At 66.6% G+C, this 19,104-nt stretch carries 16 protein-coding genes; 10 read left to right on the top strand and 6 right to left on the bottom strand.

All coding sequences use genetic code 11. The annotated features are described in order from the left end of the window. Nucleotides 1-27: 27 nt before the first annotated feature. The 6 genes from queF (at nucleotide 28) to C995_RS0111965 (ending at nucleotide 6,051) form a co-directional block, all read left to right on the top strand. Nucleotides 28-450, top strand: coding sequence for a preQ(1) synthase (queF, locus tag C995_RS0111990; protein ID WP_018865165.1), 423 nt, complete (start codon nucleotides 28-30; stop codon nucleotides 448-450). 9 nt (nucleotides 451-459) lie between these two features. Next, a complete protein-coding gene (locus tag C995_RS0111985) occupies nucleotides 460-1,758 on the top strand; it encodes an FGGY-family carbohydrate kinase (RefSeq protein ID WP_018865164.1) in 1,299 nt (432 codons plus the stop codon). 221 nt (nucleotides 1,759-1,979) lie between these two features. After that, nucleotides 1,980-2,189 carry a DUF3185 family protein gene (locus C995_RS0111980; RefSeq protein ID WP_018865163.1) on the top strand — a complete coding sequence of 70 codons (210 nt, stop codon included), beginning with the start codon at nucleotides 1,980-1,982 and terminating at the stop codon, nucleotides 2,187-2,189. A gap of 56 nt (nucleotides 2,190-2,245) precedes the next feature. Beyond that, nucleotides 2,246-2,920, top strand: a complete 675-nt coding sequence (gene cysZ, locus C995_RS0111975; RefSeq protein WP_081618902.1) for a sulfate transporter CysZ — start codon at nucleotides 2,246-2,248, stop codon at nucleotides 2,918-2,920. A gap of 126 nt (nucleotides 2,921-3,046) precedes the next feature. Then, a complete protein-coding gene (locus tag C995_RS0111970; RefSeq protein ID WP_018865161.1) occupies nucleotides 3,047-4,105 on the top strand; it encodes an ABC transporter substrate-binding protein in 1,059 nt (352 codons plus the stop codon). Then, nucleotides 4,102-6,051 (top strand): SpoIIE family protein phosphatase, encoded by a 1,950-nt coding sequence (locus C995_RS0111965; protein WP_018865160.1) that lies wholly within the window; start codon nucleotides 4,102-4,104, stop codon nucleotides 6,049-6,051. Before C995_RS0111970 ends, C995_RS0111965 begins: the two co-directional genes overlap by 4 nt. 61 nt (nucleotides 6,052-6,112) lie before the next feature. Here the strand turns inward: C995_RS0111965 and C995_RS0111960 are convergent, their stop codons facing one another. The 3 genes from C995_RS0111960 to C995_RS0111950 form a co-directional block, all read right to left on the bottom strand. Then, nucleotides 6,113-8,227: a DUF1631 family protein gene (locus C995_RS0111960; RefSeq protein WP_018865159.1), complete on the bottom strand. Its 2,115-nt coding sequence runs from the start codon at nucleotides 8,225-8,227 to the stop codon at nucleotides 6,113-6,115. A gap of 136 nt (nucleotides 8,228-8,363) precedes the next feature. Next, entirely contained in the window at nucleotides 8,364-8,687 is a 324-nt protein-coding gene (locus C995_RS0111955) for a non-heme iron oxygenase ferredoxin subunit (protein WP_018865158.1), read from the bottom strand. Nucleotides 8,688-8,743: 56 nt separating this feature from the next. Then, the gene (locus C995_RS0111950; protein WP_018865157.1) at nucleotides 8,744-9,109 is read right to left on the bottom strand and encodes a hypothetical protein; all 366 of its coding nucleotides are present in this window, start codon (nucleotides 9,107-9,109) and stop codon (nucleotides 8,744-8,746) included. Between the two features lie 97 nt (nucleotides 9,110-9,206). Between C995_RS0111950 and C995_RS0111945 the strand changes: the two genes are divergently transcribed. Further along, the gene (locus C995_RS0111945; RefSeq protein WP_018865156.1) at nucleotides 9,207-9,755 is read left to right on the top strand and encodes a pyridoxamine 5'-phosphate oxidase family protein; all 549 of its coding nucleotides are present in this window, start codon (nucleotides 9,207-9,209) and stop codon (nucleotides 9,753-9,755) included. A 10-nt stretch (nucleotides 9,756-9,765) separates the two neighbouring features. Here C995_RS0111945 and C995_RS0111940 read toward each other — a convergent pair whose 3' ends face one another. Beyond that, entirely contained in the window at nucleotides 9,766-10,221 is a 456-nt protein-coding gene (locus C995_RS0111940) for a YaiI/YqxD family protein (RefSeq protein WP_018865155.1), read from the bottom strand. Nucleotides 10,222-10,374: 153 nt separating this feature from the next. Here C995_RS0111940 and C995_RS14105 point away from each other — a divergent pair, with 153 nt between their 5' ends. Next, nucleotides 10,375-10,551: a PLDc N-terminal domain-containing protein gene (locus tag C995_RS14105; protein ID WP_081618901.1), complete on the top strand. Its 177-nt coding sequence runs from the start codon at nucleotides 10,375-10,377 to the stop codon at nucleotides 10,549-10,551. On the opposite strand, the gene C995_RS0111935 is transcribed toward C995_RS14105, so the two are convergent. Next, on the bottom strand, nucleotides 10,477-12,003 hold the full coding sequence (locus C995_RS0111935) for a MinD/ParA family protein (protein ID WP_026279094.1): 1,527 nt from the start codon (nucleotides 12,001-12,003) through the stop codon (nucleotides 10,477-10,479). The two genes, C995_RS14105 and C995_RS0111935, sit on opposite strands and share 75 nt — an antisense overlap. A gap of 171 nt (nucleotides 12,004-12,174) precedes the next feature. Between C995_RS0111935 and C995_RS0111930 the strand changes: the two genes are divergently transcribed. Continuing rightward, nucleotides 12,175-14,298, top strand: coding sequence for an HDOD domain-containing protein (locus tag C995_RS0111930; RefSeq protein WP_018865153.1), 2,124 nt, complete (start codon nucleotides 12,175-12,177; stop codon nucleotides 14,296-14,298). Between the two features lie 40 nt (nucleotides 14,299-14,338). Beyond that, complete coding sequence (locus C995_RS0111925; RefSeq protein ID WP_018865152.1) at nucleotides 14,339-16,459, top strand: bifunctional diguanylate cyclase/phosphodiesterase; 2,121 nt, start codon at nucleotides 14,339-14,341, stop codon at nucleotides 16,457-16,459. Nucleotides 16,460-16,488: 29 nt separating this feature from the next. Here C995_RS0111925 and C995_RS0111920 read toward each other — a convergent pair whose 3' ends face one another. Beyond that, nucleotides 16,489-19,017: an EAL domain-containing protein gene (locus tag C995_RS0111920; RefSeq protein WP_018865151.1), complete on the bottom strand. Its 2,529-nt coding sequence runs from the start codon at nucleotides 19,015-19,017 to the stop codon at nucleotides 16,489-16,491. Nucleotides 19,018-19,104: the final 87 nt, after the last annotated feature.

Below are 19,104 nucleotides of genomic sequence, written 5' to 3'. Positions count from 1 at the left end.
TGAATGGACCCGCAACGAGAAACCGACATGCCCAGCCAGCCGAGCAAGACCCTGGAGACCTTCGACAACCCGGCGCCGGAGAACGACTTCGCGATCTATATCCGCATCCCGGAGTTCACCTGCCTGTGCCCGGCCACCGGCCAGCCCGACTTCGCCGAGCTGCACCTGGAGTACGTGGCCGACCAGAAATGCGTGGAGCTGAAGTCGCTGAAGAACTACATGTGGTCGTTTCGCGACGAGGGGGCCTTTCACGAGGCGGTGACCAACCAGATCCTGGCGGATCTGGTCGCGGCGACGGAGCCGCGTTTCATGCGCCTGACCTCGTACTTCAACGTGCGTGGCGGCATCTACACCTCGGTGGTGGCCGAACACCGCCAGCCCGGCTGGACACCACCGGAGCGGGTCACGCTCCCGCCGCCGGGGCGCAGCCCGCTGCTTTCGGGCCTGTAGCCGACTCCAATGCACGCGATCGGCCTTGACCTGGGCACCTCCGGCATCCGCCTGGCACTGGTGGATCCGGACGGCGAGCGGGTGTACTCGGCCGCGCGGGATCTGCCGGAGTCGGAGACGGACGGAGACGGCATCGCGGAACAGGACCCCGCCCAGTGGTGGACCCTGGTACGCGAACTGCTGCGTGAGGCCGCCGAGCACCTGAAGGGCGAACCCGTCGCGATCGCGGTGGACGGCACCTCCGCCACGCTGTTGTTCCTGGATGCCGATGGCCGGCCGGTACGGCCGGCCATGATGTACAACGACGCCCGCGCCACCGACATGACCGCGATCCTCGCCGGGGTCGCGCCCAGCGGGTCCGCCGTGCACAGCCCCAGCTCCTCTGCAGCAAAGCTGCTGTGGGTGCGCCGCCACGAGAGCCTCTCCGGGGTGCGTCGCGTCCTGCATCAGGCCGACTGGATCGCCGGGCGCCTGCGCGGGCGCTTTGACCTGATGGACGAGAACAACGCGCTGAAGCTTGGCTACGACGCCCTCTGGCAGGGCTGGCCGGACTGGCTGGAGGACATCCTGACCACGGATGCCAACCTGCTGCCGGAAGTCGTATCGCCGGGTACGAACCTGGGCCCGATCTCTCCGGAGATGGCACAGCACCTGGGCCTGAACCCCGCCTCGCGGGTGATCGCCGGGACCACCGACAGCATCGCCGGCTTTCTCGCCTCCGGTGTGGAGGACGACCGGACCGGCGTGACCAGTCTGGGCTCGACCATGGTGATCAAGCAGCTCTCGCCGGAGCCCGTCTATGCCCCCGAGCTGGGCATCTACAGCCATCACCTGTTCGGCCAGTGGCTGGTCGGCGGTGCCTCCAACAGCGGTGGGGCGGTACTGCGCCAGCACTTTGACGACGCCACGCTGGAACACCTGAGCACTCAGCTGGACCCGGAAACGGATACCGGCCTCGACTACCTGCCCCTGCCCCGACGGGGTGAGCGCTTTCCGGTCAGTGATCCGGAACTGGAGCCGCGGCTGACCCCGCGCCCTGAGGATGACGCACGCTTTCTTCAGGGGCTGTTCGAGGGCATCGCCCGCATCGAGCGTGACGGCTACCAGCGCCTGACCGAACTCGGGGCCCCGCGCGTGGAGCGCGTGATCACCCTGGGTGGTGGTGCCGCGAACCCCACCTGGACGCGCATCCGCGAGCGCATCCTGGAGATCCCGGTTATGACCGCGGACAACGACGATGCGGCACACGGCGCCGCGCGCCTGGCGCGCATCGGCATGGGCCTGGAGGCTTTCTCGCCTTCTCGCTGAGGGCCAACGGCAATCGGCCAGAGGGCTGGCCTCCTACGCAAGACACCCCCCTTGTAGGAGCGCAGCCCCCTGCGCGATGCGATGCCGGACAAGCCCCATCGGCCAGAGGGCTGGCCTCCTGCGCAACCAGGGATATGCGCGTTTCTCTGGATACGTCACCGCCAGTGCCGGAGATCGGTGCTACATTCAGGCACAGGACCACAGCACAAAAGGACGCACACATGCACTGGAGCCGAATTCTGGGAATCGCCCTGCTGGTGGGTGGCGTCATCCTGCTGGTGATGGGCTATAACGCCACCGAAGGCCTGGGCGAGGAGCTGCACGAGACCCTCACCGGCCGCTACACCGACGAGACCCGCATGTACTTCATTGGCGGCGGGATCATGGCCGTTGTCGGGCTGGTCCTGACGGTGTTCGGGGCCCGCCGCTGAGCGAGCGGGCAGCACCTCTCTCGCCGCTTTACGCGTTTCTCGCCCCGTTCCGGGGCCTGACACGCGTGCACGAGCCCGCGCTGCGCGGGCTCGTGATCGTTCCGCTGATCATCAATATCCTGCTGGTGGTGGCCCTCGTCGCCGCGGCGGCCGTGGGTTTTGACGCCTTTCTGGCCGCCTGGCTGCCGCAGGCCTGGGACTGGCTGGCCTGGCTGCTGTGGCCGCTGTTCGCGCTGTTCCTGCTGCTGGTGGTCGGGATTTCCGCCGTGGCCCTGGCCGCGATCGTGGCCAGCCCCTTCTCCGGGCCGCTGGCCTACCGCACGGCCGAAGGCCTGGGCCACCCGCCCCTGGCCGCGCCCCGCTCGCTGACCGCGGAGTCCATACACGCGCTGGCTACCGCGGCGCGCAAAATCGGCTATTACGCCCTGCTGCTGATTCCGGTGCTGGTCATCACCTTCGTGCCGGGGCTCAACCTGCTGGCACCCGCTGCCTGGTTCCTCTATGGCAGCTGGGTCCTGGCGGTGGAGTTCATGGAGGTCCCGCTGGCCAACGACGGCCTCGAATTCGCGGCGGTACGTCAGCGGCTACGGGGGCGCCGACTACAAACCCTTTCTTTTGGGGCCGGCACGACGTTGCTGGCCATGGTCCCCCTGGTGAATCTGTTGCTGGTACCGGCCGCAGTCATTGGCGCCACCCATCTGCGCACCCGCCAGTTGACGGCCCCATTGTGACGGGGCTGCGGGCGCCGCCTTCGCGAGACGATCGCGATTGACCCGCACCGTCCGACCTCGGACGCAACGCACTGCAGCAAGCGGCACGCGCACCCAGTCCGGGTGCGCCCTTCGCCGAGCCTCGTTATGCTGGCGCGGTCGCAACAGGCCATGGCGAGCCCCGACCGCATGGATGCCGCATACGCCCAACCCCTGAGCCTGGCCACGAGCCGCCCCGATGGCGCTGTGTGGCTCTCCCTTGCCGTGCTGGCTGCTCTGCTGCTGAGCGCGGGTAGCGTAGCGGCCGAGCCCCAGACCCTGCGCTTTCAGCCGCACTGGGTACCCCAGGCGCAGTTCGCCGGCTTTTACCTTGCCAAGGACAGGGGGTGGTATCAGGACGCCGGGCTGGAGCTCGAAATCCTCCCGCACGGCGCGGAACACCCCGCCCCCGCCACGCTGGCCAACGAAGACGCCGACGTGGCTCTGCTCTATCTCACGCAGGCGCTGGAACTGCGCGAACAGGGCGTGGACGTGGTCAACGTAGCACAACTGATCCAGGACTCTTCGCTGGTCCTGGTGTCGCTGGCCGAGTCCGGGATCCTGGTACCGGAGGATCTGGACGGCGAGCGCGTCTCGCGCTGGGCCAGTTTCAGCCTGCAGCCGGAGGCCCTGTTCCGCACCTACGGGGTGCAGCCCGAGACGGCCGACCAGGGGGCGACGATGGCCGCATTGCGCACCGGCGCGGTCGCCGCCGCCACCGCCACTCGCTACAACGAGCTGGTCGAGCTGTATCTCGGCGGCCTGGATCCGGACGAGATCGAGGTGATGCCGCTGGAGGATCATGGCGTGGGCCTGGCCGAGGACGGCATCTATGTCCTGGAATCGACGCTGCGCGAACGACCCGACGATATTCGCGCGTTCGTCGAGGTCTCGCTGCGCGGCTGGGAGTACGCATTCGCCCATCCGGACGCCGCGATGGATGCGGTGATGGATCGCGTCATACGCGCCGGCGAGCCGACCAACCGCGCCCACCAGCGCCTGATGCTGGAGGCACTCCGCCCGCTCTACCTCGAAGACGACGAACTGCGCGGCCCGGAACTGGACCGGCAGGACTACCAGTTGGCCGTCAGCCTGATGCGCAACCTCGGGCACCTGGAGTGGGAGCCGGTGCCGTACGAGCAGTTTCACCGGGACCTCGCGCAATGAACGGCCGCAAGAGCCTTGCGGTCCGCCTGGCGCTGGTCACCCTGCTGACGACCGGCTCGATCTTTTTCATCTCCTCCGGTGCGCTGTATTTCATGGTGCGCGACATCATGCTGGAACACGCCGAGGACCAGGCGCGCGAGCTGACCCATGCGACCGCCAACCGCATCCGCTCGTCGCTGAACGAGGTCGCCGGGTCGGCACAGGGCCTTGCCAGCGCCCTGAATTCGGGACAGATCCGGCCCGACGGCCTGTTCCCCGTGCTGGACGACGTGACCCTCCAGTCCGATGCGGTGCAGGGCACGGCGGTGACCTACGAGCCCTATGCCGCCGACCCCGACGAGCGCTACTTCGGCCCGTTCTCCTACGAGACGCCGGATGGCATCGAACGCATGAACCTGGGCGGCGACGACTTCGACTACTTCACGCGGGACTGGTACCAGATCCCGGCGCTCACGCGCAGTGGTTTCTGGACCGAGCCGTTCCCCTCCGCCGCCGATCCGGACCGTCTGATCACCACCTATTCGCGCCCCTTCTTCGACCCTGACGACGCGGAGGCGTTACGCGGGATCGTCACCATGGATATCGAACTGCCGGCCCTGACCGAGCGGGTCGACGAGGTGGAGATCTTCGACAGCGGCTTTGCCTTCCTGGTCAGCCCGCGCACACGCTTTATCACCTACCCGCAGCGCGACTGGATCATGCGCGAGAGCCTGTTCAGCCTGGCCGAGACCCTGGACGAGCCGGAGCTGCGCGAACTCGGACGGCACATTCAGCGCACCGATGAGGGCTTCTCGCGCGTGCCAGAGGTGCTGCTGGAGGAGCCCGCGCGGCTCTACCACGTACGCCTGCCCGAGGCGAACTGGGCAGTGGGCGTGATCATCCCGGAGCGCGAACTGTTCGGGGACATCCTGCGCGTGATGCACTGGGTGCTGATCATCGCCGCCCTCGGCTTCTTCATTCTGCTGGGCACCATCACGGGCATCTCGCGCGGGATCACCCGCCCGCTGAAGGGCCTGGCGAGCAGCGCCGGCGAGATCGCCCGCGGCAACCTGGACCGGCCCCTGCCGCCGATCCGCACCGGCGACGAGGTGGGGCAGCTGGCCCACTCGCTGGACGAGATGCGCCTGTCCCTGAAGGACTACATCAACGACCTGACCGCGACCACCGCCGCCAAGGAGCGCATGGAGAGCGAGCTGAAGATCGCGCGCAACATCCAGATGAGCTTCCTGCCCAAGCGGCTGGACCTCGCCGACCTGGACGTGGGCATCGATCTCGCGGCACGCCTGATCCCGGCCAAGGAGGTTGGGGGCGACCTGTACGACTTCTTCCCGCTGCGCGAGCACAACGCCCTGTTCTTCGCGGTCGGCGATGTCTCCGACAAGGGCGTTCCGGCCGCGCTGTTCATGGCCGTGACCAAGACCCTGGTCAAGGGCATCGCCGAGCAGGACCCGCGCGACCCCGGCGAAATACTGGCCCGGGTCAACAACGAGCTGTGCCTGAACAACGACAACGGGATGTTCGTGACCTACCTGTGCGGGGTACTGGATCTGGGCAGTGGCGAGGTCCGTCTTGCAAATGCGGGCCACAACCCGCCGCTGATCCGCCGCGCCGATGGCACATACGACTGGCTGAAGCTGCCGCCGGGGCTGGTCCTGGGGGCAATGGAAGACATGGAGTATCCGGTGCAGACCGTCCAGCTGGGCCCGGGCGATGCCCTGCTGCTCTATACCGACGGGGTTACCGAGGCGGCGGACGGGGAACAACGCCTGTACGACGAGGATCGGCTGTTCCAGCTGTATGGGGAGATCGCCTCGAGACCGGCGCGAGAGCAGGTCGATGCGGTGCTGGCGTCCGTCGAGCGTTTCGCGGATGGCGCCACGCAGGCGGATGACATTACCGTGCTGGCGTTGCGCTACTGCCCGCGGGATGGGGAGTGCGCTGAATGAGAGCGCGGGCAGGGGCTTCGCGGGCGAGCCCGCTCCCACAACCGCTCCGGGGGAGCCGGCGCTAGCGGATCATCGCGTCGAGGGGGTTGTCGCGAGGTAGCGCGCGCATGCGGCCCTCGCGCATCTCGTGGGCCACGCCCTGCAGGCTGTGGCGGCGGCTGGTCACGCCATCCAGTGACAGGAACAGGAAGCGGCGCGTGGCCTCGCCGCGCCAGACCAGCGCCATGCGCTGGGTCTCGCCGGACGCCTTGCCGATGAATTCGAACCAGTCCCCGACCTGGATGCGCGAGGCCTCGAACACATAGGGGTCGTCCTGGTCCGTCAGCAGGTCCGGGTCGTCGTCTTCAAAGCGGACGGAACGGCGGGCCCGGATGCGCTCCTGCGGGTCAAAGCGTGGCTCGTCCCCGGAGGCCCGGATCCGTTGCAGGTGGGCCTGCCCCAGGTGCTGCACCACGGCCTTCACGCGCTCCTCGGAGACACCGGCCTCGCGCGCGGTCGCCACGATGCGTTGCACCATCGGGTTGACCTCCTGCGGGGTCGCGTGCTTGCAGATCGCCTTGGCTACGTCCTTGACCGTCTGATCCAGCTGCTTGGCGGCATCACCATCGGCCGCCAGCAGGTCTTCCCAGGCCTCGGCAATCTCCTCGGCCGAGCGTTCCGGGAGCTCGGCACCCGTCTCCAGCACGCAGATCGTCAGGCTGCGCCGGGCGCGCGCCGCGCGTTCCTCCTGGCGCAGCGGATCGATATGGGGATCCTGCTGTTCCTGCCAGCGCGCGTCCTCTTCCTCGATCGCAAACAGCCAGTCGTCCAGCAGGGCCTGCGCGGCATCGCGGTCCATGCTGTCGGCCTCGTGGCGGAGGCGATTCACCGATTCCTGGATATGCCGCACATAGGCCTCGATGGCGTCGTTGCCCTCGGCCTGGTCGTCCGGACTGACCCGCACGCCAGTGTTGATCAGGCTGCCGATCCACAACCGCAGAGGGTGCGAGCGATCGCGGAAGAAGGAGAGATCACGGATCACCACCCGCGCCAGCGAGAACTGCATGTCCGCAATGGCCGCCCGCACGCGCGAGTTGAATCCGACCTGGCGGAAGATGTGGTCGAACATCCCCTGCAACAGGTCGAGGATGAACGGGGTCAGCGATTCGCGCGAGAAATCCGGGGATCCCGGCTCGGCGCGCTCGCCATCCGTGTGCGGAGCAGGGGCGCCTGCCGCGCCACCCCCGTCCGGCGCGCCCGCCGCATGCGGCGCACTCCGGGGCATGCCCTGCGCCTGCACCAGGGCACGTGCCCACTGGGCCCAGGCAGCGGGATCCGCATCCGGCGTCGGCATTTCTCGGGCCCCGGCGGAGCCCGCCGTACCCAGCCCCAACGCCGCCGGATCACCGTCGGCAGTCGATTCGGGGGCTGACCGCGACGGGCTGGCGCCGGTGTAGTGGGCCCAGCTCGCGCGCTGCTGGGGCACGCTCTCCGATTCCTGGGCCTCCGGGCTGCGGGGCGGTTCAGTCACCAGCCCGCACTCGTCGATCGTCTCGACTACGAAGGCCAGCATCGGGGCGCCGGTACGACCCATGCACTTCACGTAGGCCCGCATCAGGTCGAGTGTCATCGCCGTGCGGCCGAACTGGCGTTCGGCGGTCTCGATCAGCCGCTCGTACCAGTGCAGCGGGGACCAGGGTGCCCAGCCGGCATGCTCGAACCGGTGCCCCTCGCTGGCCGCCTGCTGGAACATGTAATAGGAGTAGCGGTTGTTCGCGCGGATCACGCCCTCGAGCTTGTGCCGCAGGGAGCGTCGGGTGGACTGGTAGTCGTCGAGGACCTGCAGGCCGGAATCGCCACCGGCATATTGGGTCCCCGAGAAGTCATAATGGGGCGGATAGGTGGTGGTACGCAGATCGCGATCGAGCGCCTCTTCGAATTCGCGCCGCAGCACGTACTGGTAGGCGTGGAGCTGGTTGGCCCATTCGACCGCATCGCCGGCATGGTCGCCCCAGGCGCGTCCGGCACCCCATTCGGTCGCGACCCAATCAAGGCACTGATCCAGGTGATCGACCACACGCGGGGCTATGCCTGCGGCCAGCTCCGACCGCTGCGCCTCGGACAGCCCCGACAGGCCGCTCCAGATCGCCGTGTCGTCCTGGTAGTTTCCCTGATCCCTGGAGTCCGTTCCCGCCATGCGCCCCGCCTTCGCGACCGGCCGCAGCACGGCCGTTAGCCCAGTGTTAGCTCGGTAGTGTACAGGTCGTGAAGCGGTATAACAGCTACCAGATTCCGCTCTGCACCACCTGCGAGCAATCGCTGCAGGATGATGGTCAGTCGTCGAGCGGTTCGGAGCCGACCTGAACCATGCCCTCGTGCACGCGCGTGGGGAAGCGGGTCAGCGGGTCCTCCGCCGGTGGTTCCATCACCTCGCCGGTGCGCAGGCAGAACTGCGCCTCGTGCAGCGGGCAGGTGATGCAGTCGTCCTCCAGCTCGCCATCGGCGATCGGCACCTCCTCGTGCGTGCAGAGGTTCTCGACCGCGAAAAACTCGCCATCCAGGTTGAAGACCGCGACCTCGGTCCCGGCCGTCTCGACCAGGCGGTGGTCACCATCCTCGATGCTGTCGGCGGGTGCCACGTCGATCCAGTCGCTCATCGCTCCTCCGAAGGCTTGCGAATCGGGGTTGTCATTCCGTACCAGTGTTGCCCTGATCAGGGGTTGGCATTCAGCGCTGCCGTTGCGGCGGGATCGATCTCGATCAGGCGCCCTTCTTCCGGGTGATAGCTGAAGCGCCCCACCACACGGATGTGCTCGCCGAGCTGGTCGGACACCTCTTCGTGCGGCTCGACCGCCACGCGATTCACATCCTCGTCCTCCAGCCAGTAGTGGAGGCGGTCAGGGTCCTCGTCGAAGCGCTTGACGACCCCCTCGGTCTGCACAATCTCGCCGTCAAAGTCCGCGGCCGCGCCCGCCAGCTGCGCCAGCGTCACCTCGGAGACACGCTCGCCACCACCGCAGGCGGCGAGGCCCAACACCAGGAACGGGATCACGATCAACGGGCGCAGCAGATGAGTCATGTAAATCTCCGGAAAGGGGCAACGTTGTAGTACGCTCACGAGGGTACCGAAACATGCCTTCCACGTCTCGATTCACCCCATCCGAGCCGGTAATGCAATGGCCAAGACCTTCCCTGCCCTGGACGAACGACTCACCGCCTTCATCCTCGAACAGCCGATTTATTTCGTGGGATCCGCCCCGCTCGCGGCCGATGGTCACGTGAACCTGTCCCCCAAGGGACTGGATACCCTGCGCGTCCTTGGCCCACGCCGCGTGGGCTATCTCGACCTGACCGGCTCCGGCAACGAGACCTCCGCCCATCTGGCCGAGAACGGCCGCATTACCCTGATGTTCTGTGCCTTTTCCGGAAGGCCGAAGATTCTCCGACTGTACGGCCGCGGGCGCACCCTGCTCCCGGGCGATGGGGACTGGGAATCCCTGTACAGCGCTTTCCCTGAACATCCCGGAACCCGGCAGATGATCGACGTGGAGATCCACCGCATTCAGACCTCCTGTGGCTTCGGCGTACCCGAGGGCGAACTCCAGCCACGCCCGACCCTGACCGAGTGGAGCGAGCGCAAGGGCCCCGAGGGCCTGGAACGCTACTGGGCGGAAAAGAACGCGGTCAGTCTCGATGGATTGACCACACCACTGGGCAAACGCTGAGAGATCACACCTAGCGCGTTTTCGCCTGGCGCGTCAGCAGGCGGTCGAGCTGATTGGCAAAGGCCTGGCGGTCAGCCTGGCTGAAGGCGGCAGGGCCGCCCGTATCCACGCCGCTGGAGCGCAGCGTGTCCATGAAGTCGCGCATGCTGAGGCGCTCGCGGATCGTCCCCTCGGTGTACAGTTCGCCGCGCGGATTCAGGGCCTGGGCGCCCTTGGCGATCGCCTCGGCCGCCAGCGGGATATCGGCGGTAATTACCAGGTCCCCCGGCTCCAGCCGCCGCACGATCTCGTTGTCCGCCACGTCGAAGCCGGCACCGACCTGAATGGCGTCGATCCATTTCGAGGGCGGTGTCCGCAGTGGCTGATTGGCCACCAGGGTCAGCGGCACCCGGGTACGGTTGGCCGCCCGGAAAAGGATCTCCTTGATCACCGCGGGACAGGCGTCCGCGTCTACCCAGATCTTCATGCTCACCGATCGCCCGTTTGAGGAAAGTGCCGCAGCATAGCCGGTTCGGCGAACCGCGACACGGTGCACTGCTTTTCGATTGGCCGTGCCCCCGGCCGCCTGCCATGGTGATACGGTCAGTGGACACGGCACGCGCGCCGACAAGGAGCCCCCATGGGTATCGAAGTCACCGGAATTCTCGGCCTGATCTGGCTGTTCATCGTGATCTGGGCCATTGTCCGCACCGCCCAGAGTCCAGCGGGGCCGGTGGTCAAGCTACTGTGGATTCTGATCCTGCTGTTCCTGCCGGTAGCGGGGCTGATCGCCTGGCTGCTCCTCGGACCCAAGTAGTCCGGACGGGTCGGTGGAATCCTCTCCGTTTCCGCGGCGTTCCAACTGCTCGATCAGCAGCTGGCCCTGGTCACGGGAATCGCGCAGCCACTCCATCAGGTCCTGCTGAGACCCGAACAGGGCCACGTCCAGCCGGTGCACCGCATCGGGTTTCGGCATGGGCGTTTTCCGGTCACTCGCCAAGGGGCCATAGCGGCCGAAATCGGGCGTGACCACATTATCGGAAGCGGCCCCCGGTTCCGTGGCCTGTTCTTCGACCTGCGGCTGCTCCAGAAGCGCGCGGATACGCGCGAGCACCCCTTCGCAGGTGCCCGGATGCTCGATCATCCATTCGATCAGGCTCTCGGGCTCCACCGCAGGAATACCAAAGCGATCGCGATAGTCGGCCTCGAGTGTCTGGATCCAGTCGGCCAGTGCGCAGGGTTCGTCAACCTCGTGCGCCAACGCCCGAAAGGCCTGACGCAGGGTCTCGAAGCGGTCTTTCGCGTCATCGCCGGGCTCGGACACCGGCGCGACCGAAGGCGAGGCGGCCCCCTGCTCGGCAGGCGGGCGCTCGGGGAATGTCACCTCCGCCCCCGAACCCCTGTCCGCCTCCTCATGCGGATCGGGGGCCCGCAGTAACTGCCGAAACCAGAACCGGCTGAACGATTGGCTGCCCGAGGCATCCCAGGAGAGATCGTTCAGGGCCTGCGCAAGGCGCTGAAACGGGCGTACCGATGGATCATGCTCCGAGAACATCGCGACGGGGTGCTGCAAGGTCACCGCCGCCCGCAGGCTCTCGTCACGCTGGATGAATCCGAGAAACCCCACCGAGATGCCCAGGTATTTCTCCACCGCGCCGCCAAAGCGCTGAAACACGGCACGTGCCTCGCTGATATCCGCCACCATGTTTACGACCACCTGGCAATTCAGCGGATGCCGGCGCAGCGCGACCTTCAGCAAGGAGAAGGCGTCGGTCAGCGAGGTCGGTTCCGGCGTAATGACCAGCAGGACCTGGTGCCCGGCGGCGACGAAATCCAGCGTGGTATCACCAATCCCCGCTGCCGTATCCAGGATCAGGTCATCGAACTGCGGCTCGATTCGCGCCAGCTCGGTCACCAGGCGCCGCTGGCGCGCCGGCGACAACTCCACGCAATCGCGAATACCCGACGCCCCCGGGATGACCTTCATCCCGTACGGCCCGTCGAGCAGCACATCCTCGATCGGACATTCACCGGCCAGCACCTCGGGCAATCCCTGTTCAGGGTGCAGCCCCAGCAGGATATTGACGTTCGCCAACCCTGTGTCCGCGTCCAGGACACAGACCCTGCGCCCCGCCCGGGCCAGCGTGATCCCCAGATTGACCGCAATGCTGGACTTGCCCACCCCACCCTTGCCACTGGTGACCGCCAGCACGCGGGGTAGGGGTGTCTGGGTGGGGTTACTGCCGGACCCCGGGTGATTCGCGGACATCAAAGCTCCCTGCCTCGACGGCGGCTTCACGGACGCCTAACACCCGGTCTACCGAAATCACTGGCACAAGGCAAGCCCCAGCAGTATAGTCGGGAATAACGGACGAACGCCGCGAACCAGCCACGGATCGGGGCAAGGCAAAGGGCACCGACCAGGTCCCCGGGGAGGAGCATGGCCACGGCGCATACGGCAAGGACGACGGAAACAGTCCCCAGCCTGCCTCAGGCCCTGGTTTCCGTTCTCGACGCCAGCCATTCAGCAGAGGCCGATTTCGAAGCCCTGAGCCGCGCCATCCTGCGTGACACCGGCATGACCAGCCGCCTCCTCGCGGCCGCCAACTCCCCCTTCTATTACCGCGGTTCCCCATGTCGCACCATCGACCGTGCACTGTTCAGCCTGGGGCTGGATACCGTGCGCAGCCTGGCGCTGACGGCTGCCATCCAGCAGCTTTTTGGCAACTACCGGCCCCGGCATGCCGGCGCATTGCGCATCATCTGGCGCCGCGCACTGACCACCGCCATGCTCGGCCAGGTCCTCGCCTCGCTAACGCGTTACGCGCGACCCGAGGATGCCTACCTGGCGGGCCTGCTGGTCGATCTGGGCAAGCTGATGCGACTGGCGACCGACGAAGCACGCTACTGGCCCCTGCTGGCGGGCAGTACCGATGACCGCGAGCTGGTGGCCCGCGAACGCGCAACCTATGGCAAGCACCATGCCGAACTGGCGACTGAATATCTGACTCAGTGGGGTCTGAATGGCTTTGTTTCCGACGCCGTGCGCTTCCACCTGGAACCCACCGAGCAGGTCCGCGACGCACACCATCTGGTCAAGATCGTTCACCTCGCCCATCGCCTCGGCCGCGAGGCACCCGACACCATCGGCGACCAGGCCCTGGCCGCCGCCCATGATCTGTTCGGCCTGAACGAAGGCTTGACCCGAGAGCTGCGCACCCGGATCGAAGACGATGTCACCCGCGTCGCAGGCTCCCTGGGCATCGAACTGGACACGGGGTCCACCCCGACACAAGACCCGGAGACCGATCCCGATCAAGCCGCACGCGAGGCACTGGGGATGCGCGTGCGCGATCTGACCGAACTGGAACGGCTGACTGGAGAATTGCGACGCTCCGAGGGGCCGCGCGAGCACAGCCGGGCCGCCCAGCGGACCCTGTTTCTGACGCTGGGGATCGAACACAGCCTGATGTTCCTTGCGGATGCGGAAGGCACGTCGGTCTCCGCCTGGCTCGGCGAGGAAGACGACCCCGACTTCACACTGCCCTTGCTGCCTGGCCGGAGTCTGGTGACCGACACGTTGCTGGAACGCGAGATTCGGCGCCATGAACTGACGAGCGAGACCTCCGTGCCGGTCATCGATCAGCAATTGTTTCGGCTGTGCGACGCCGAAGTGATCTGGGCCTTTCCCCTTGTGGCGGATGCCGGAATCCCACCCGCGGGCGTACTGGTCCTCGGGCTGGACCGGGAGCGGGCGCAGACCCTGGAAGCCCGCACGGAGTTCATCCAGGCGCTGGCACGCGAGATTGCGCGCTCGCTGGTGTCCGACACAGCGCACAGCGTGCCACCCGAAGGAACACGCACCGACGACCTGACACAGGAACGAATCCGCGAGACCCTGCACGAGGCGGGCAACCCGCTCAGTATCATTCAGAACTATCTGGGCGTGCTGAATGCAAAGCTTGGAGAACAGCACGAGGCGAACCACGAACTGACCCTGATCAAGGAAGAGATTGATCGCGTCGGACGCATACTGCTGCGACTGCAAGACCCCGAGCAGGAGATCACAGGCCCCGTGGTCACGCTGAATCGCCTGGTCCAGGATGTGACCGATATCGTGGATCGTTCGCTGTGCCGCACACGCGGCATCCAGCTGGAGCTCGATCTGGCACCCGGCGATCCCCCCCTGTCCGTTCCTGGCGATCATGTACGCCAGATACTGACAAACCTCCTCAAGAACGCCGCCGAGGCCCTGCCACCGGGAGGCTGCATTCGCCTGCAGACGCGGGGCCCCGAAGAAGTCGATGGGAAACAAACGGTAACTCTGGTCGTCGCGGATGACGGCCCGGGGCTCCCCGCCGAGATTCGCGCGGCCCACTACCGTCCGGTCGAGTCGAAGAAGGGCGAGGGTCACGCCGGGCTGGGCCTGAGCATTGTCCGCCGCCTGGCGGACGAGATCGGAGCCCAGATCCATTGCGACAGCGACCGCGACGGAACGCGGTTCGAGATTCGCCTCCCGCATCGCGAGGCCGAAATCGGGGAAATCAGGACGAGGCAGGGATAGCCCAGAGACCGTGATGCGAGACAACGGCGGGAGCCCGCATATGACTGAGTCCGGCCAAGCAGACACACCGCGCATCCTTGTCGTCGACGACGACCCCCGCCTTCTGGAAAGTGTGCGCAATCTACTGGAGCTTCAGTCCTTTACAGTAGAAACCGCGCCGGGGGGCGGGAGCGCCATCGAGATTCTTCGGCGTGCGCCCCCCGATCTGCTGTTACTCGACTTGTCCATGCCGGACCTGGACGGGCGGGACGTCCTGCGCTTCATGCAGGCCACCGAGCTGAATGTTCCCGTCGTGGTCATCAGCGGCAACACCTCGGTGGACGATGTCGCCGGGGCCCTGCGCGACGGGGCCTCCGACTACCTGAAAAAGCCCTACCAGCCCGACGAACTGCTCGCGACCGTCCGCAACGCCCTGCACAAGAAAGAGCTCGAAGACGCCAACCGCAACATGCGGGCACGTCTGGAGCGTTCCGAGCGCCTGCACCGGCTGATCGTCAACAACTCGCCGGACATCGTGTTCATCCTGGACCGCAAGGGACGCTTTCGCTTCGTGAACTCGCGCGTGCACGAACTGCTCGGCTACTCCCGCCAGGATCTTCTGGATACCCGGGTCCTCGACGTGGTCGAGGCGGACGACCAAGAGAAGGCGGAGTATTTCTTCGAACAGGCCGGACGCAGCCATGCCCATATCCGCTCTGTCGAGCTGGCGCTGAAGCCGCGGGAGATGGCCCGAACCCGTCGCTATTTCGAAGTTGCGGTGTGGCCGACGGCCGCCAGCGACGACAGCGGCGAGGCGCTCATCTACGGGACCGCGCGCGACATCACCGACCGCAAGGAGTCCGAGGCCTTTATCAACTTTCAGGCCTACCACGATCTGCTCACCCGCCTGCCCAATCGGGCCCTGTTCCGCGACCGGGTCGATGTCGCCATCGCCCATGCGCAACGCCACGGGCACGCGCTGGCGGTGATGTTTATCGACCTCAACCGCTTCAAGGTGATCAATGATTCCCTGGGGCATACCATCGGCGACCGCCTGCTGCAGGCCGTCGCCCAGCGCCTCCTCGGCTGTATCCGCAAGGGAGACACGCTCTCGCGTTTTGGTGGAGACGAATTCACCCTGCTCCTGCCGGACATCAGCGACCAGCACGCCGCCGTACAGGTAGCCGAAAAGATCCTGGAGAGCCTGAACACGCCGTTTCACCTGGGCGGGGACCACGAGCTGTACGTCGGCGCGAGCATCGGCATCGCCATCTACCCCGACGCGGGCGACACGCTCGACGCCCTGATCCGCCACGCCGACATCGCGATGTACCGGGAAAAGAACACCGGCAAAAACGGCATCCGGGTCTTCGCCCCCGAGATGCACGGCAACACGCCCCACCGCCTGCAACTGGAACAGGACCTGCGCAGGGCACTGGAGCGCGAAGAGTTTCATGTCCTCTACCAGCCGCAGGTCGACGGGGAAACGGGACAGCTCCTGGGGGTCGAGGCATTGATTCGCTGGGATCACCCCGATCGCGGCGTGCTTGGCCCAGCCGAATTCATCCCGGTCGCCGAGGACACGCGCCTGATCGTCGACCTGGATCGCGCGACCCTGCGCAGCGCCCTCAGCGACATTCGCGCGGCCCATCAATGCTCACCGGACCTGCGGCTCGCGGTAAACCTGTCACCGGTGCTGATCGAACGCGATGACTTTGTCGATGGTGTCCTCGGGCTGCTGCTGGAAACCGGTTTCCCCGCCGAGTTACTGGAGATCGAGATCACCGAAAGCCTGTTGATAAGCGACGCCCACGATACCGTCGCCAAACTCAATCGACTGTCCGATGCCGGGGTACAGATTGCAGTGGACGATTTTGGTACTGGCTATTCGTCATTGAGCTATCTGCAGAAGCTGCCGGTCCACACCCTGAAAATCGATCGCAGCTTTACCCACACCCTCTGTACCGAGGGCGAGGCCTGCATCGTCAACGCGATTATCTCGATGGCACGCGGCCTGAAAATGAACATTGTCGCGGAGGGCGTCGAGACGCCGCCTCAGCAGGACTATCTGCGCCGCCTCGGCTGTCCGATGATGCAAGGCTTCCTGTTCGGGCACCCCGCGCCCCTCGCGGAGCTGCTCCAGCAGGAATCGGCTTTCGGACGTCAGGTCGCCCGTTCCTGACCGGGGCTCGCCTTGCCCCGTCACCATCGCTACGCGCCAATATCTTCCAGGGCGTTATCCGCTGGCGCCGGACGGCCCAGCAGATAACCCTGCCCAAACCGACACCCTTCGTTCAGCAGGAACGCCCGCTGACCGGGCTCCTCCACACCCTCTGCGATCAGATCCAGTCCCAATGCGTCGGCCAGGGCAATGATGGCGCGGATAATCGATTCGTTGTTGCGAGAGTGCCCGATATCCCGGACCAGAGACTGGTCGATCTTCAGCCGCCGCAACGGCAAGCGGCGCAGGTGCGCCAGGTTGGAATAGCCGGCCCCGAAGTCATCCATGGCGAGCGTCACACCCAGGGTCTCCAGGCGATGCAGCACGGCCAGCGCCCGTTCTGGCTGCTCCATCATCATGGTCTCGGTCAGTTCCAGCTCCAGCCGCTCGGGCGCCAGGCCGTGGTGCTCCAGGATGCCCGCAATCGTCGCCACGAGTGTCTCGTCATGCAGCTCCCGGGCGGAGAGGTTCACCGCCACCGTGGGGACATCCCGGCCTTCCTGGTCCCAGCGCGCCAGCTGGGCACAGGCCGCGTCCAACACCCAGCGGTCGATGGCCTGGATCATCCCCGTCTCCTCCGCCAGCGGCACGAACTCCGCAGGAGACACCATCCCCCGCTGCGGGTGACGCCAGCGTACCAGGGCCTCCACGCCGACCAGCCGCTCCGATTCCATCTCCAGTTGTGGCTGAAAATAGAGCAGCAGTTCGTCATTGGCGATCGCGCTGCGCAAGTCGTTTTCCAGGAACAAACGCTGTTCCGTCTGCGCCCCCATGCCGGGCTCGTAGACATGCCAGGTATCTCCGCCGACGCCACGCGAGGCGGCCATGGCCAGTTCCGCCGCGGCCAGCAATTCGTCACGCGTGGTGCCGTGTTCCGGGAACGTCGCGAGCCCGACGCTCGCCGTGGTCACCAGCGCACGACCGCCGACCGCACAGGGCTCGCGCAAGGCTTCCAGCAACCGCTCAACAAAGGCCTCGGCGCCCCTGTCCAGCGGCGGCTTTTCAACAATCAGGCAGAACTCGTCCGCGCCCACGCGCGACACCGTATCCTGCGGCCCCAGCAAGCGCCCCAAGCGGTCCGCGATACCTTCCAGCACCCGGTCGCCCGCCGACGTCCCCAGGGTCTCGTTCACATTGCGAAAGCGATCCAGGTCGACCAGCACGACCCAGCGCGCCTGACCATCGGCCAGCGCGCGCTCGAGCGTATGGCCCAGGCGGTCATGCAGCAGCACCCGGTTCGGCAGCCCCGTACGCGCGTCATAGTGCGCCATCTGCCGCAGCGCTTCTTTCTGCTCCATGCTCGCGGTCATATCCGTCCAGCTGCCAACCACCTCGGGCCCGCGCTGCCCCTGGTTGTTACCGGATACGACCCGCATCTCGTCACGGATATGACGCAGCCTGCCCCAGCCGTCGAACAAGCGCAGCTCGCGCACCATGTGCCGTTCCTCGAGCAGCCGCCGATTCTCGCGCAGGGCTGTGGGCCGGTCCTCCGGATGGATTTGCTGTTCCCACCAGCCGGGCCGCAGCGCGGTTTCGGCATCAAAGCCGAACAGCCGCTCGAGGTTGCCGCTGACCCAAAGGGGCGTGAAATCCAGCGCATTGAGTTGGTAGAGAACGACCGGCCCGCTGTCCAGCAAGTGCTCGAGACGCTGATTTGCCTCCCGCAGGGCCTGCGTGCGCACTCGCACCGTACGCCGCAACCATACGGTCATCAGGGCCAGGGCAAGCGCAACCCCGCCCGCAGCCGCCAGCGCCGACCAGCCCCACGTCGGGATCGGACCCTCCCCGGACGGCGGTTCCAGGGCCTGTGACATGGCTCGCTCGTAGGGCGACCCGGCCTCGCCCTTCCAGAGTTCGAGGTAGGCGTCGATCACCGCCAGTCGATCCTCCTGTCTGCCGGGCGCGGCGGCATAGTAAAGCCCGACCTGATCGAACGTGATGGGCGTTTCTACCAGCCCATGCTGGCGCGCGTGACGGCGCGCGTAAAAGTTGTTGGTGATCGCCACGTCGGCCTCGCCCGCCGCGACGGAGGCGAGCACGGATTCCATGTCGGGACGCGGCACGAGGGTCCAGTCCAGGCCCTCGTCCCTTGCGTACTCCTGCAGGCGGTCACTCTGAACCGAGCCCTCGAGTACCGCGAGGCGGTGGCCATCCAGCGCTTCGATGCGGTCCAGCCCCGCGCCGACCGGCGCCAGCACCTGGCTCCAGGCGTGGGCCACCGGAATCGAGTGAAACGCAAGACTCTCGCGCCGCTCCGGCGTCAGCGCCACATCCGGCATCAGATCGATCTCGCCGGCCTCCAGGGCCTCCAGGCAGGCCGACCACTCGCACGCGACATACTCGAGCCGCCAGTGCTCGCGCCGTGCGATCGCCTCCAGCAGATCCACGAACACGCCTCCGGCGGCACCATCGTCGCCCGTACCCACCTTTGGCACGTTTTCGTAGAGCCCTACGCGCACGGTCGTGTCCGCGCCCGCCCCTGCCGTCAGACACAGCGTGACCGCCAGCAGGACGGTCATGGCTCGTCCCCGCCATGATGCCCGCATGCACCTGGTGATGGTGTTCAAGTAAGGCAATGCACACCCCTGTGCGTTCGCTCCCGCATA

The organism is Thioalkalivibrio sp. ARh3, assembly GCF_000377265.1.
In the GTDB taxonomy this organism is placed as follows: Bacteria; Pseudomonadota; Gammaproteobacteria; order Ectothiorhodospirales; family Ectothiorhodospiraceae; genus Thioalkalivibrio; species Thioalkalivibrio thiocyanoxidans.
The sequence above is the reverse complement of the archived record's forward strand: the minus strand, read 5'-3'. Positions and strand labels throughout refer to the sequence as shown.

Coding starts and splice junctions, on each gene's coding strand:
- queF (WP_018865165.1), top strand. CDS start 28: ATGCCCAGCCAGCCGAGCAAGACCCTGGAGACCTTCGACAACCCGGCG.
- C995_RS0111985 (WP_018865164.1), top strand. CDS start 460: ATGCACGCGATCGGCCTTGACCTGGGCACCTCCGGCATCCGCCTGGCA.
- C995_RS0111980 (WP_018865163.1), top strand. CDS start 1,980: ATGCACTGGAGCCGAATTCTGGGAATCGCCCTGCTGGTGGGTGGCGTC.
- C995_RS0111970 (WP_018865161.1), top strand. CDS start 3,047: ATGCTGGCGCGGTCGCAACAGGCCATGGCGAGCCCCGACCGCATGGAT.
- C995_RS0111965 (WP_018865160.1), top strand. CDS start 4,102: ATGAACGGCCGCAAGAGCCTTGCGGTCCGCCTGGCGCTGGTCACCCTG.
- C995_RS0111960 (WP_018865159.1), bottom strand. CDS start 8,227: ATGGCGGGAACGGACTCCAGGGATCAGGGAAACTACCAGGACGACACG.
- C995_RS0111955 (WP_018865158.1), bottom strand. CDS start 8,687: ATGAGCGACTGGATCGACGTGGCACCCGCCGACAGCATCGAGGATGGT.
- C995_RS0111950 (WP_018865157.1), bottom strand. CDS start 9,109: ATGACTCATCTGCTGCGCCCGTTGATCGTGATCCCGTTCCTGGTGTTG.
- C995_RS0111945 (WP_018865156.1), top strand. CDS start 9,207: ATGGCCAAGACCTTCCCTGCCCTGGACGAACGACTCACCGCCTTCATC.
- C995_RS0111940 (WP_018865155.1), bottom strand. CDS start 10,221: ATGAAGATCTGGGTAGACGCGGACGCCTGTCCCGCGGTGATCAAGGAG.
- C995_RS14105 (WP_081618901.1), top strand. CDS start 10,375: ATGGGTATCGAAGTCACCGGAATTCTCGGCCTGATCTGGCTGTTCATC.
- C995_RS0111935 (WP_026279094.1), bottom strand. CDS start 12,003: ATGTCCGCGAATCACCCGGGGTCCGGCAGTAACCCCACCCAGACACCC.
- C995_RS0111930 (WP_018865153.1), top strand. CDS start 12,175: ATGGCCACGGCGCATACGGCAAGGACGACGGAAACAGTCCCCAGCCTG.
- C995_RS0111925 (WP_018865152.1), top strand. CDS start 14,339: ATGACTGAGTCCGGCCAAGCAGACACACCGCGCATCCTTGTCGTCGAC.
- C995_RS0111920 (WP_018865151.1), bottom strand. CDS start 19,017: ATGACCGTCCTGCTGGCGGTCACGCTGTGTCTGACGGCAGGGGCGGGC.